The sequence below is a fragment of the Brachyspira sp. SAP_772 genome (assembly GCF_009755885.1).
Classification (GTDB): Bacteria; Spirochaetota; Brachyspiria; order Brachyspirales; family Brachyspiraceae; genus Brachyspira.
Map to the genome: position 1 here is coordinate 1 of NZ_VYIX01000149.1, position 724 is coordinate 724.

At 29.3% G+C, this 724-nt stretch carries 1 protein-coding gene and 1 pseudogene; both read right to left on the reverse strand.

Annotation, left to right across the window (positions count from 1 at the left end):
* Nucleotides 1–468: pseudogene (locus GQX97_RS13155) on the reverse strand (glycine reductase); the annotation flags it as partial.
* A 103-nt stretch (nt 469–571) separates the two neighbouring features.
* Nucleotides 572–724 (reverse strand): glycine/betaine/sarcosine/D-proline family reductase selenoprotein B (locus tag GQX97_RS13160; RefSeq protein WP_157152288.1); only part of this gene is annotated, 153 nt, incomplete at its 5' end.

Sequence of the window (724 nt, forward strand, 5' to 3'; positions counted from 1 at the left end):
AGCTAAATCTTTTTTAATTTCTTCTTCTGATTTATATTTAGATTCTACAGCAACATAAGCATCTCTCATTTTTTTCTCAAACTCTGCTTCTAAATATACAAGTTCAAAAGTGTCAGAAATTTTCATCATAAAAATGAATTCATCTTCAGCAAAAATCTCACCAAACTTTCCGTTTCTATCACCTTTACAAGGAACCCCAATCCAGCTTCCGCCAGCTTTTTTTACCTCTTCAGAAACTTGACTAGCTAATTTTTTTAATTCTTCAGGGTGAAGATTACCAATATAAGTTTGATTAGGTGCATAATTTACAACATCTTCAAAAGGTCTAAGATGTTTTTTAATATTTTTTAAATAATCAGAATTAGGATTAACTTCTCTTTCAACTGTTTGCGTAGTACCATTATTAATAACCATATCAGGTGCATGTACTAAGCTATAAGCAGCAGCTTTTAATACAGCAAAACTCATCTTTTATTCTCCAAAATATTTATATTAATTAAAATAAGGGGACATACAAGTATTATTAAATATTTGTACTCCCCTTTTTTATTTTTATGATTCAATAAAACAATTAATTTTCAAAAACTGTTTGAGAATCTACAGGAGTTGTCAAAGCTTTTAAAGCTCTTTCAACTAATGTACGTCTTAATTTTTTCTCATCCTCTTTAGATAAGTTTGGATTACCTAATGGGTGAGGTATAGCAACAGCAGGAACTATTCTGTT